At 64.4% G+C, this 11,122-nt stretch carries 11 protein-coding genes; 6 read left to right on the top strand and 5 right to left on the bottom strand.

Translation table 11 applies throughout. The features are described from left to right. Positions 1-207: 207 nt before the first annotated feature. On the top strand, positions 208-1,110 hold the full coding sequence (locus BME24068_RS12340; RefSeq protein WP_174926217.1) for a LysR substrate-binding domain-containing protein: 903 nt from the start codon (positions 208-210) through the stop codon (positions 1,108-1,110). Positions 1,111-1,233: 123 nt separating this feature from the next. Here BME24068_RS12340 and BME24068_RS12335 read toward each other — a convergent pair whose 3' ends face one another. Both BME24068_RS12335 and BME24068_RS12330 read right to left on the bottom strand, forming a co-directional pair. Next, positions 1,234-1,668, bottom strand: a complete 435-nt coding sequence (locus BME24068_RS12335; protein WP_244110691.1) for a TolC family protein — start codon at positions 1,666-1,668, stop codon at positions 1,234-1,236. 186 nt (positions 1,669-1,854) lie between these two features. Next, positions 1,855-2,184: a DUF4148 domain-containing protein gene (locus BME24068_RS12330; protein ID WP_174926216.1), complete on the bottom strand. Its 330-nt coding sequence runs from the start codon at positions 2,182-2,184 to the stop codon at positions 1,855-1,857. Between the two features lie 324 nt (positions 2,185-2,508). Between BME24068_RS12330 and BME24068_RS12325 the strand changes: the two genes are divergently transcribed. Then, a complete protein-coding gene (locus BME24068_RS12325; protein ID WP_174926215.1) occupies positions 2,509-3,528 on the top strand; it encodes an aldo/keto reductase in 1,020 nt (339 codons plus the stop codon). Between the two features lie 17 nt (positions 3,529-3,545). After that, on the top strand, positions 3,546-3,962 hold the full coding sequence (locus BME24068_RS12320; RefSeq protein ID WP_174926214.1) for an SRPBCC family protein: 417 nt from the start codon (positions 3,546-3,548) through the stop codon (positions 3,960-3,962). Positions 3,963-4,070: 108 nt separating this feature from the next. On the opposite strand, the gene BME24068_RS12315 is transcribed toward BME24068_RS12320, so the two are convergent. After that, a complete protein-coding gene (locus BME24068_RS12315) occupies positions 4,071-5,018 on the bottom strand; it encodes a LysR family transcriptional regulator (RefSeq protein WP_174926213.1) in 948 nt (315 codons plus the stop codon). 228 nt (positions 5,019-5,246) lie between these two features. Here BME24068_RS12315 and BME24068_RS12310 point away from each other — a divergent pair, with 228 nt between their 5' ends. After that, a complete protein-coding gene (locus BME24068_RS12310) occupies positions 5,247-6,038 on the top strand; it encodes an SDR family oxidoreductase (protein ID WP_174926212.1) in 792 nt (263 codons plus the stop codon). 66 nt (positions 6,039-6,104) lie between these two features. On the opposite strand, the gene BME24068_RS12305 is transcribed toward BME24068_RS12310, so the two are convergent. Next, positions 6,105-7,073 carry a cyclase family protein gene (locus BME24068_RS12305; RefSeq protein WP_174926211.1) on the bottom strand — a complete coding sequence of 323 codons (969 nt, stop codon included), beginning with the start codon at positions 7,071-7,073 and terminating at the stop codon, positions 6,105-6,107. Between the two features lie 307 nt (positions 7,074-7,380). Between BME24068_RS12305 and BME24068_RS12300 the strand changes: the two genes are divergently transcribed. Beyond that, on the top strand, positions 7,381-8,964 hold the full coding sequence (locus BME24068_RS12300) for an aldehyde dehydrogenase (NADP(+)) (protein ID WP_174926210.1): 1,584 nt from the start codon (positions 7,381-7,383) through the stop codon (positions 8,962-8,964). A gap of 60 nt (positions 8,965-9,024) precedes the next feature. Here the strand turns inward: BME24068_RS12300 and BME24068_RS12295 are convergent, their stop codons facing one another. Further along, complete coding sequence (locus BME24068_RS12295; protein ID WP_174926209.1) at positions 9,025-9,936, bottom strand: LysR family transcriptional regulator; 912 nt, start codon at positions 9,934-9,936, stop codon at positions 9,025-9,027. A 101-nt stretch (positions 9,937-10,037) separates the two neighbouring features. Between BME24068_RS12295 and BME24068_RS12290 the strand changes: the two genes are divergently transcribed. Next, on the top strand, positions 10,038-11,057 hold the full coding sequence (locus BME24068_RS12290; protein WP_174926208.1) for an aldo/keto reductase: 1,020 nt from the start codon (positions 10,038-10,040) through the stop codon (positions 11,055-11,057). The last annotated feature ends 65 nt before the right edge of the window (positions 11,058-11,122 follow it).

The following is an 11,122-nucleotide window of genomic DNA, read 5'->3' as shown; positions in this document are numbered from 1 at the left end:
AAACCAGCCTATAAATCAAATTGTTTTGATTTCAGATCAACAATGAAAATTACGCTCGACGAACTCCAGGCCTTTGCCGTCGCGGCAGACTTCCAGGTTTCAGTTTGTTGACTGGAAATCAAATATGATTCGCTCCGACTTATGGTTATCAGCGGAGCGAAGCCACACTATCGTAGCGGCTTACGATAGGTGCTCGACTCTCTTTCCATGAAGACCACACTAGACGAAATGCTCGCGTTCGTGACGATTGCGGACATCGGTTCGCTGACAGGTGCAGCGGATCGGCTGCATCAGCCGACTTCCGTGATGAGCCGCATCCTGCGGCGTCTGGAAGACAAACTGGATACGACGCTGATCAGACGCACGACGCGCCGGCTGGAATTGACGGAGGAGGGCAACGTCTTCCTCGACTACGCTCGAGACATCATTGCGTCGGTCGAGTTTGCCGAAGACCAGATCGCGCGGCAGCGCGAAGCGCCGGCGGGCCGTCTGCGGATCAATGCCGCAATGCCATTCATGCAGCACGTGATCGCGCCGATGATGCCGGGATTTCGCGAAGCGTATCCGGCGATCGAGATTGAACTTCATACGAGCGACGAGATCATCGACCTGCTCGAACAGCGCACCGATGTCGCGATCCGGATCGGCGAATTGCGCGATTCGACGCTGCATGCGCGCAGGCTCGGCGGTAGTCGGTTACGCATTCTCGCAAGCCCGGGCTATCTGGAGAAGGCTGGCGTGCCTGAGAGCGTGGCTGATCTCGTGAACCATGCGGCGCTCGGGTTCGTGCAGCCGGAGATCCTGAACCACTGGCCTTTGCGCACCGCGGACGGCGATGCGTATCGGGTCCATCCGGCGTTGCAGGCATCGAGCGGCGAGACGCTGTTGACGCTCGCGCTCAATGGCGCCGGTATCGTGTGTCTTGCAGACTACATGACAGGCACCCATCGCCGCGACGGCAGCCTCGTCGAATTGCTTGCCGACAACACCACCGAATTCCGCCAACCGATCCATGCAGTCTTCTATCGCAATGCGACGCTGTCGTCACGAATCGTCAGCTTTCTCGACTATGTCAGCGCGCAGTTGAAGGACGTTGGCGACATCGACTAGACAGGGTCCACGCGTGATCGGTCACGCGGCAAATAAAGGGCGACGGGTTCGATCGATATCGAACCCGTCGCCCTTTGCACATATCGATCGATGCACGGCATCGATCGAACCTGCAGCATGCACTTATTGTCCCAGCGCACTCATCAGCTTGACTCGGCTGAGCACTTCGTCGGTCCGTGCCTGCGCGAGCGCATCCTCGGCCGCGAGCAGCGAGCGCTGCGCTTCCAGCATATCGATGAACGCAGATTCGCCACTGCGCCACGACCGGTTGATCTGCGTATAGGCGCCGCGCGCATTCGTTACTGCGTGCTCGAGGCGTTCCGTCTGTCCGTGGTTGCGGGCAGTGGCCGCGACCGACGTCTCGACGTCGCTGACCGCTATGAGCACCGTCGTGCAATAGGCGGCAACTGCCTGATCAGCCTGCGCACGGCGTAACGCGATCATGCTGCGCCGCCGCCCACCGTCGAACAGCGGCGCGCTCGCACCGGCGCCAGCCATCCAGGCGAGCGAACGCGCGAGTGTTGCGCCCGAGAAGCCGTCGATCGCGGTACCGATCACGCCGATCAGTTGCAGGTGCGGCTTCAGGTCGGCGAGCGGCGTTTGCGACACAGTGCGATGAGCGGGAGGCAGGGCGACGACGCGCGGCCCGAATGCCTGTTCAGGCGATCCGGGCCGGCAATACGGAGGGAAGGGGCGAGCGGTTGCGTGTGTCGAGAGGCATGCTCTCTTGCGCGTCGACGCGAATCAATGACCGCGATAGATCGAGTCGCGGCCGTTGATCATCGACGCACGGCCGGATTCACCGGTGGTGCGGGCTTCGCTACCGTAACCGGTTTGGCCGGCGGCCGGTGCGGCCTGTGCGACGGCGTTGTCGCGCACGCGCTTTTCGGCGGCTAGGATTGCGACCGGATACTGGTTGTGGTCCATCGCCGGAGTGTAGCCGACGGCTGCGAGGCGGGCCATTTCGGCCTTCACTTCGGCACGGGTCAGTTGATGGTCGGCCTGTTGCGCGAACGACAGCGCCGGTGCGGAAAGGATCAGTGCGGCAAGCGTGGAGGAAATCAGCGTTTTCATCTTGGGTACCTGTCAGGTTGAGTAAACCGCAACCACGGTGATGTCGTTGCGAGTGCAGTCAATATAGGTATCGCGGCGCCCGGGAAAAACGGTCGCCGGCCCAAATGATTTTTGATCTGGAATCACGAATAAAGGGTTAATTCGGTCGGCGGCTTTGCTGGACGGCCGTCCCGCACCGAACAGGGTGCCGGAGGCGTAATCGAAACAGGCATCAAACAGGCCGATTAGACCTTGTGGGACTCAAGTGTGTCTAATTCAGTCTTAGACAGACTTAATCTGCCTCCCTAGACTGAGTTCACTTTCCCTCACTCCCTGGAGAAAATCATGAATCTCAAAGACAAGCTGCCCGGTAACAAGATCCTTGGTTTCGGTACTGCCCCGCTCGGCAACATGTTCCGCAACATCCCCGACGCGGAAGCCGCGGCCACCGTCGAAACGGCATGGCTACACGGCATTCGTTATTTCGATTCGGCCCCGTTCTACGGCGCCGGTCTCGCTGAAATCCGCCTCGGCGACGCGCTGACGAACCACCCGCGTGACGAATATGTCCTGAGCACGAAGGTCGGCCGCGTGATCCTCGACGAAATCGAAGACGTGTCGGCGCGCGATCTCGGCGAAAAGGGCGGTCTGTTCGAACACGGCCGGCCGAACCGCATCGTCAACGACTACACGGGCGACGCGACGCTGCGTTCGATCGAGGACAGCCTGAAGCGCCTGCGCACCGATCGCCTCGACTTCGTCTGGGTGCACGACATCGCGCAGGACTTCTACGGCGACGAATGGCTCGCGCAATTCGAAGTGGCGCGCAAGGGCGCATTCCGCGTGCTGAGCAAGCTGCGCGAAGAAGGCGTGATCAAGGCTTGGGGCCTCGGGGTGAACCGCGTCGAGCCGGTCGAACTGGTGCTGGACCTCGCCGAACCGCAACCGGACGGCATGCTGCTGGCCGGCCGCTACACGCTGCTCGATCACGAGCGCGCGCTGCAACGCGTGATGCCGGTGGCCGCCGCGCGGAACGTCGGGATCGTCGTCGGCGGCCCGTACAGCTCGGGCGTGCTCGCGGGCGGGTCGCACTTCGAATACCAGAAGGCTTCGCCGGAAATCCTCGCGAAGGTCGAACGGATCAAGGCGATCGCCACGCGCTACGACGTGCCGATCAAGGCCGCCGTGCTGCAGTTCTCGATGTCGCATCCGGCCACCGTCGCGGTGATCCCGGGCGCGAGCCGTCCGGAGCGGATCGCGGAAGACCAGGCTGCGCTGAACGTGGTGATTCCGGCCGACTTCTGGCGTGAAATGCGTGAACAAGGTCTGATTGCGGCCAATGCGCCGCTGCCGACCGATCGTTAATCTTGAGAGGTGATGACATGGCACAGGCAAATGCAACCATCGAACTCCCGGCTTCGGCCGAGACCGTCTGGCAACTGATCGGGGGCTTCGGGTCGCTGCCCGACTGGCTGTCGTACATTCTGGCCAGCGAGCTGAGCGAAGGCGGGCGCGTGCGGAGTCTCGCGAACCCGGCCGGCGAGGCGATCGTCGAGCGGCTGGTCGCGTTCGACGAAGCGGCGCGCAGCTATACGTACGCGATTCTCGAAGCACCGTTCCCGGTCGTGAACTATCGCTCCACGCTGCGCGTGCGGGAGAATGGCGCGAACGTGTCGACGGTCGAGTGGTCGGGTACGTTCACACCGCATGGCGTGACCGACGACGATATCGCCAAGCTGTTCCGCGGGATCTACGAAGATGGCCTCGCGGAACTGGCGAAGCGGTTTGCAGCGGTCTGACGGCAGCGCAGCGAATCGTGCGAGCAGGAGCCCGGCGACTTCGGGCTCCGTCAGCGCCTTTGTCGCGAGTTGAAGCCCGCAGCGAAGGCGTTGGCCTGCGTGCCTGGCTTATACCGTCGCGTCCGGTGCGTCACCGCCGTCGACATGCAGTTCGTCGATCAGCAGCCGCGCGCCGGGCGAGATTGGTGCGCCCTTGCGCGTGACGAGCTCGTAAGGCTCGCTGCGCGAACCGATCCTGAGGGGCAGGATGCACGTTATGTCGTGCCGCGCGAAGAACTCGGCGACATCGATCGACACGAGTGCGACGAACGACGGATTGCCTTGCAGCAGCGCAAGCGTCGCGAACGCCGACGTCGTTTCGAGCAGATGCGGTGGAAAGCGGATGTCGGCCTCGAGGAATTCGCGTTCGAGTAGCACCCGCATCGGCATGTTCGCGCGATACACGACCCAACGGTACTTGGCGAGGTCGCGCAGCGCGAGCTTCTTCGCACCCTTGAGCGGATGGCGCACGTTTGCGACCACCGCGAGCGTCTCGTCCTGCAGCTTCACGCTGTCGTACAGCTGCGGTGTGCGGCTGATCGTCGTGCGGCAGATCGCGAGATCGAGCCGGCCCGCGTCGATCTCGCTCAGCAGCGCTTCGCTGGTGTCCTCGACGATCTCGACGGACATCTCCGGATGGCGCGCGACGAGCGTCGAGATCGCGTCGGTCAGCCGCGGCACCGCGCCCATGATCACGCCGACGCTCACGCGTCCGCCGTGCCCGCGCAGGATGCCGACGATTTCCTCGCGCAGGTGTGCGAGATCGGTATGAATCAGTCGGGCATAGCGGATCACGCAATCGCCGACCTCGGTCGGTTCGAGCCCGCGATTGGTGCGGTTGAATAGTGGCGTGCCGAAGGTCGTCTCGATCTCCTGTAGCGCCTTGCTCGCGCCCGGCTGCGTGAGCGCGACCTGCTGCGCGGCTTTCAGCAGCGAGCCCTGATCGGCAAGCGCGATCAGCAGGCGCAACTGCTTCAGGTGGAGACGGGAAATGATCGAGTGAAGCGGCGGGGTCATGGGTGTGACGAAAAGTTATGCCGGTATCGCATCCTGTCAATTGCCGGGACGGATAGGCCTCCTTATGCTGGTGCGTCGAGCCTTGTTTTAAGTATTTTTCCGGGTGTGCGTACCGATGTGTCGCTAGCATGCGGCGGAACGGGTGCACGCACTATAACTTGAACTTATTGACGTGTCGATTGCGGTCATACCGGAACGATACGCACTGGATACCTGGAGCGAAACGGAATGGATCTGAACATCGAAGGCCGCTGGGCGCTGGTGTGCGCGGCCAGCAAGGGGCTGGGCAAGGGGTGCGCGCAGGCGCTCGTCGCCGAGGGCGTGAACGTCGTGATCACCGCGCGCGGCAGCGACGCGCTGGAGGCGACGGCCCGTGAACTGCGCACGCTCAACTCGGCCGTCACGGTGGTGGCGGTGGCCGGCGACATCACGACGAGCGCGGGCCGCGCGGCGGCGCTCGCGGCCGCGCCGTACATCGACATCCTCGTGAACAACGCGGGCGGTCCGCCGCCGGGCGACTTCCGCGAGTGGACGCGCGACGACTGGATTGTCGCGCTCAACGCGAACATGCTGACGGCGATCGAGCTGATCAAGGCGACCGTCGACGGGATGACCGCGCGCGACTTCGGGCGCGTCGTCAACATCACGTCGAGCGCGGTGAAAGCGCCGATCGACGTGCTCGGCCTGTCGAACGGCGCACGCATGGGCCTGACCGGCTTCGTTGCGGGCATCGCACGACAGAAGCGCATCGCGGCAAGCAACGTGACGATCAACAACCTGCTGCCGGGGCTGTTCGACACCGACCGCCTGAAGAAGGCGACTGAAGCGTCGGCGCAGGCGGAGGACGGCATGGACTACGAAGCGACGCGTGAAGCGAAGCGCTGGAACGTGCCGGCCGGCCGTTTCGGTACGGCCGGCGAGTTCGGTGCGGTATGCGCATTCCTGTGCAGTGCGCACGCGGGCTATCTGACGGGGCAGAACGTGCTGCTCGACGGCGGCGCGTATCCGGGCACGTTCTGATTCCCGGCACGATGGCAGTCGAATGCCCGGGGAGCACGACGCGTCCCGGGCATTTCGTCATGCGCGTTACTTGATCACGAGTGGATTGACCGGCGCACCGGTGCCGCCGACGATCTTCAGCGGCGCGGCCGTGTACAGGAATTGCCACTGGCCGTCGCGCGCGCAGTCTTCCGCGAGCGCGTCGAGCAGCACGACTTCGGTAAACACGACGCCGAGGTTGCGCATCAGCGCGTTGTGCAGAGGGATCATCACGCCCGATGCCGGATCGACGGTGACCTCGTTGCCCATCGTGTCGGTGACGAGGTTCGGGATTTCCATTTCGCGAAACCACTCGACGAGCTCGCGGCTGAACGTGAGCCCCGGCTCGATGTAGTCGCGATAGAACTCGGCCTCGTCGCGCTCGTAGAACGACCCGATCCAGCCGGTGCGGATCAGCAGGATGTCGCGTGGCTCGATCGTTACGTTTTGCGCGCGCGCCGCTTCGAGCAGGTCGTGGTGATCGAACGTCTCGCCCTTGTCGAGCACGCGCTTGTTGCGATGGCGCGCGATGTCGATCAGCACTGCGCGGCCGACGATGCCGCGCTCGGCGATCGGCAGGATGCTCGCGCGATCGAGGCCGCCGACCGTGCTCAGAGCGTCGTAGCCGTTCCACAGCGTATCGTCGTACCACACGTGCCCGAGCGCGTCGCACTGCGTCGAGCCTTGCACGTGCATGAAGATCACGTCGTCCGCGTATTCGACGTTGCCGTCGAAGTGTGCCTTGCCCGCAAGAAAGTGGCCCTTGTCGAGCACGTTCATCCGCATCGACGGACGCCGCCCCGGAAACAGCGGTTCGCCTTTTGCATGGCCGATATCCACCTGCAGCGTGAAGGTCCGGCCCTGGCGCACGGCGGCGATGCCGCGCATCACTTGCTCGGCCTGCAGATAGTTCAGCGCGCCGATTTCATCGTCGGGCCCCCACTTGCCCCAGTTGGTCGGCAGGCCGTCGAGCAGGCGCTTGACGTCCGGGCCGTCGGTTGGTTTCTGCACACACATGTTCGTCTCCATCGTTATGTTCGACGCGAACCCGGAACGGTTTGTCCTGCGGGCATTCGACGTCGGACGGGCGCGCCCGGTATAGCGCGACGCAGAGCCAGTATGACGAGCACGCCGCGCATCCGGTATTGAGAGCGACTCATAGCGTTATAAAAATCCGTCATGCGCGAAGTATTGACGCGGGCCGGGCAGTTTTGAAACCATCGTGGTCACTCGCGTCGGCGCAGCATGTCCGTCGACGCCAATGCATTCATACGCATGCCGGAATATGGCGTGCGCAGTCGATCGACCCACACAGGAAACGGAAATGAATATCGCAGGCAACTTGCTGATCGGTCAGCACGCACGGCGCGGCACTCACGGCGTTACGTACGCGATCGACGCGGCGAGCGGCGAACGCATGGAACCGGCTTTCGGCGGCGCGACCGTCGTCGATCTCGACGAAGCGTGCGCATTGGCCTGGGCTGCCTTCGATGTGTATCGCGAAACGTCGCCGGATGCGCGCGCCCGGTTTCTCGAAGCGATCGCGGCCAACATCCTCGCGCTCGGCGATGTGCTCGTCGAGCGCTGCGTCGCCGAATCGGGGCTGCCGCGTGCACGTGTCGAAGGCGAGCGCGGCCGCACCGTCGGCCAGTTGCGCATGTTTGCCGGCGTGGTGCGTGCGGGTGACTATCTCGAGGTGCGCATCGATCCCGCGCAGCCGGCACGCCAGCCGGCGCCGCGTCCCGACCTGCGTTTGCGCCACATCGGCCTTGGCCCCGTCGCGGTGTTCGGCGCGAGCAACTTCCCGCTGGCGTTCTCGGTCGCGGGCGGCGATACGGCATCGGCGCTCGCGGCCGGCTGCCCGGTGATCGTGAAGGCACATTCGGCGCACCCCGGCACGTCGGAGCTCGTCGGGATGGCCGTGCAGCAGGCGGTGAAGGATTGCGGGATGCCGGAGGGCACGTTCTCGCTGCTGTTCGGCAGCGGTCGCGAAATCGGCCAGGGGCTCGTGCGCGATCGCCGCATCAAGGCGGTCGGCTTCACCGGGTCGCGTAACGCGGGCACCGATCTGATCGCGATCGCGAACGCACGGCCCGAGCCGATCCCCGTCTATGCGGAGATGAGCAGCATCAATCCGGTGCTGCTATTCCCGCATGCGCTCGAACAACGCGGCGATGCGATCGCGCACGCGTTCGTGCAGTCGCTGACGCTCGGCGCCGGCCAGTTCTGCACGAACCCGGGGCTGATCTTCGCGGTGGAAGGGCCCGCGCTCGATCGCTTCATCACAACGGCGGCGGAGCGGCTGGCGCAGGCACCCGCTGCGACGATGCTCACGCCGGGCATTCATCAGGCATTCGAGCGCGCGGTGACCGCGTTCGCGGAGCATCCGCAGGTGCGGACCATCGCACGTGCGAATGCGCCGACCGGTGCGAACCAGGGGCAGGGTGCGCTGTTCTCGACGAGCGCCGATGCGTTCCGTGAAACGAGGGCGCTGCACGAGGAGATTTTCGGTGCGGCGTCGCTGATCGTCCGTTGTCCCGACCTGAAGACGATGCGCTTGCTGATCGAATCCCTGGAAGGGCAACTGACGACGGCGATCCATATCGACGAAGCCGATTACGCGGACGTGCGGACGTTCCTGCCGGCGCTGGAGCGGCGTGCCGGCCGTGTGCTGGTCAACGGCTTCGGTACCGGCGTTGAGGTCGCGCATGCGATGGTGCACGGCGGCCCGTATCCGTCCACCGCGGACGGGCGCTCGACATCGGTCGGCAGTCTCGCGATCCGCCGCTTCCTGCGGCCGGTCAGCTATCAGGACATGCCGGATGCGCTGCTGCCCGACGCATTGCGTACGAGCAATCCGTGGGCGCTCAACCGCCTGCTTGACGGGAAGCTGACGCTCGCGAAGTAAGGGCCGAGCGGCAAGCGAGCGGGGCGCCGTGCTGCGACGGTGCCCCGTGTTTTCATCGGCTTACTTGCCGACCGTCGCGACGACCTCTTCACCGGTCAGGATCTCGCGGAAGATACCGACCAGCGGCCGCAGATTGACCTTGTGCCATGCGGCCCACAGTGGCGTGCGGTAGCTGAACCACGGCAGTTCGCGCAGCACGACGCCTTCCGGCACCTGATGCCGCAGGCTCTGCTGGATCATCGTCACGCCGAGCCCGGCGGCAACGAGGCCGAGCGCCGTGAGCGGCTCGGACGCTTCCACCGAAATGTTTGGCGAGAAGCCTGCCTTCGCGCACGCCGCGACGAATGCGCCGTGACGCGGCGCGCTTTTCTGCTGCGTGACGCCGATCCACGCCTGCGCAGCGAGATCGCCGGCGACGAGCGCCTTCTTTTTCGCGAGCGTGTGCCCGTCGGGCATCGCGAGCAGCATCGGATCGTTCAGCACCATCATCGAATCGAGTTCGGGGTCGTCCGGCGCGGGCGGCTCGGTCACGAGCGCGATGTCGAGGCTGCGCTCGCGCAAGCCTTCCAACTGCGCGGCCGATTGATAGTTGTACAGCGCGATGTGCACGGACGAACGCTCGGCGCGCAGCGTTTTCAGCGCACGCGGCAGTACGCCCGAGTGCGTGGCCGTTTCGAGATAGCCGATGCACAAGCCGCCTTCGTCGCCGCGGCCGAGCCGGCGCGCGAGTGATTCGAGCCGGTTCGCATGGCGAAGGAACGCGTGCGTTTCGCTGAGGAACGTGCGCCCATCACGCGTCAGACGAATGCGCTGCTGGCTGCGTTCGAACAGCGTCAGGCCGAGCTTTTCCTCGAGCTGCGCGATCTGGCGGCTGAGCGGCGATTGCGAAATGTGCAGGCGTTCGGCCGCGCGGCCGACGTGTTCTTCTTCCGCAACCGCGATGAAATACTGAAGCTGGCGGATGTCGAGCATGTAAGACCTTATGAGACTCAAGTTTTTTGAATTATGTCTTGGACGGACTTATTTGTGCAACCTAGACTGGGCTCACTTTCCTATCAAACCTGGAGAAACACATGAGTCTCAAGGACACGCTGCCGGCTGGCAACCGCCTCGGTTTCGGCGCGGCGCCGCTCGGCAACATGTTCCGCGATATTCCCGACGCGGAAGCGATCGCGACCGTCGAAGCCGCATGGGCAAGCGGCATCCGCTACTTCGATACCGCGCCGTCGTATGGCGCGGGCCTGGCTGAATCGCGCCTCGGTGAAGCGCTGGCCAACCAGCGCCGCGACGACTACTTCATCAGCACGAAGGTCGGCCGCATCGTGCTCGAGGAAATGGAAGATGCGAAGACGCGCGACTACGGTGAAAAGAGCGGGATCTTCGCGCATGGCCGCGCGAACCGGCTGGTGAGCGACTACTCGGCCGACGCGACGCTGCGTTCGATCGAGGACAGCCTGAAGCGCCTGCGCACCGATCGCCTCGATATCGTGTGGGTGCACGACATCGCGCAGGACATCTACGGCGACGAATGGCTCGCGCAGTTCGAGGTGGCGCGCAAGGGTGCGTTCCGCGTGCTGGGCAAGCTGCGCGAAGAAGGCGTGATTGGGGCGTGGGGTCTCGGCGTGAATCGCGTCGAGCCGATCGAACTGGTGCTCGACCTCGCCGAACCGCAACCGGACGGGATGCTGCTGGCCGGCCGCTACACGCTGATCGAGCACGAACGCGCGCTGCAGCGCGTGATGCCGGCCGCTGCGGCCCGTAACGTCGGGATCGTCGTCGGCGGCCCGTACAGCTCGGGCGTGCTCGTCGGCGGCGCGCACTTCGAATACCAGAAGGCACCGCTCGAGATCGTCGCGAAGGTCGAGCGCATCCGCGAGATCGCGGTGCGCTACGACGTGCAGGTCAAGGCCGCCGCGTTGCAGTTCGTGCTCGCGCATCCGGCGACGGCCGCGGTGATTCCGGGCGCGAGCCGTCCGGAGCGGATCGCGGAAGATTCAGCGGCACTGGCGTTCGATATTCCGGCCGATTTCTGGCGCGAGATGCGTGAACAGCAGCTCGTCGCGGCTGATGTGCCGCTGCCGATCGATCGCTGAGCAGCGGAAAAACGCTGACGATGTGACGAGGCCCGCGCAAGCGGGCCTCGTCGTTTCGGTGAAGC

This window comes from Burkholderia anthina, from assembly GCF_902498995.1.
GTDB classification, from domain to species: domain Bacteria; phylum Pseudomonadota; class Gammaproteobacteria; order Burkholderiales; family Burkholderiaceae; genus Burkholderia; species Burkholderia anthina.
The sequence above is the reverse complement of the archived record's forward strand: the minus strand, read 5'-3'. Positions and strand labels throughout refer to the sequence as shown.

What these genes read in the sequence shown, in the direction of transcription:
- BME24068_RS12325 (WP_174926215.1), top strand. Translation starts at nt 2,509, where the DNA reads ATGAATCTCAAAGACAAGCTGCCCGGTAACAAGATCCTTGGTTTCGGT.
- BME24068_RS12320 (WP_174926214.1), top strand. Translation starts at nt 3,546, where the DNA reads ATGGCACAGGCAAATGCAACCATCGAACTCCCGGCTTCGGCCGAGACC.
- BME24068_RS12330 (WP_174926216.1), bottom strand. Translation starts at nt 2,184, where the DNA reads ATGAAAACGCTGATTTCCTCCACGCTTGCCGCACTGATCCTTTCCGCA.
- BME24068_RS12315 (WP_174926213.1), bottom strand. Translation starts at nt 5,018, where the DNA reads ATGACCCCGCCGCTTCACTCGATCATTTCCCGTCTCCACCTGAAGCAG.
- BME24068_RS12305 (WP_174926211.1), bottom strand. Translation starts at nt 7,073, where the DNA reads ATGTGTGTGCAGAAACCAACCGACGGCCCGGACGTCAAGCGCCTGCTC.
- BME24068_RS12340 (WP_174926217.1), top strand. Translation starts at nt 208, where the DNA reads ATGAAGACCACACTAGACGAAATGCTCGCGTTCGTGACGATTGCGGAC.
- BME24068_RS12300 (WP_174926210.1), top strand. Translation starts at nt 7,381, where the DNA reads ATGAATATCGCAGGCAACTTGCTGATCGGTCAGCACGCACGGCGCGGC.
- BME24068_RS12290 (WP_174926208.1), top strand. Translation starts at nt 10,038, where the DNA reads ATGAGTCTCAAGGACACGCTGCCGGCTGGCAACCGCCTCGGTTTCGGC.
- BME24068_RS12310 (WP_174926212.1), top strand. Translation starts at nt 5,247, where the DNA reads ATGGATCTGAACATCGAAGGCCGCTGGGCGCTGGTGTGCGCGGCCAGC.
- BME24068_RS12295 (WP_174926209.1), bottom strand. Translation starts at nt 9,936, where the DNA reads ATGCTCGACATCCGCCAGCTTCAGTATTTCATCGCGGTTGCGGAAGAA.